Origin of the sequence: Paraburkholderia sp. RL18-085-BIA-A (assembly GCF_046027075.1) — a bacterium.
Lineage (GTDB): Bacteria > Pseudomonadota > Gammaproteobacteria > Burkholderiales > Burkholderiaceae > Paraburkholderia.
Map to the genome: position 1 here is coordinate 1 of NZ_JARESU010000672.1, position 342 is coordinate 342.

The 342-nt window shown below is 59.9% G+C and carries 1 protein-coding gene; it reads left to right on the forward strand.

Translation table 11 applies throughout. The features are described 5' to 3' along the window. Window positions 1-342: DDE-type integrase/transposase/recombinase (locus P0D89_RS54345; protein ID WP_408379895.1), on the forward strand; the 342-nt coding region annotated here is incomplete at both ends.

Genomic DNA, 342 nt, shown 5'->3' on the forward strand with positions numbered 1-342 from the left:
GGTCATGCGTTGGGTGAAGCGTTTTACACCGGAGTTCGTGAAGCGCTGGAATCGCTTTGCCATACCCGCAGGGCGGTCATGGCGCGTTGACGAGACCTATCTGAAGATTCGCGGCAAATGGGTTTATCTGTACCGGGCGGTGGATCGGGCTGGCCAGACGGAGGACTTCACGCTCAGGGCAAAGCGCGACGTGGCTGCGGCAAAAGCCTTTTTTAGCAAGGCCATCCAGCATCAGGGCCAGCCACCGGAGACGATCACGCTCGATGGGTATGCCGCCTCACACCGGGTGGTACGTGAGATGAAAGCCGATGGTCTGCTGCCTGCAGACACGAAGGGTCGGTG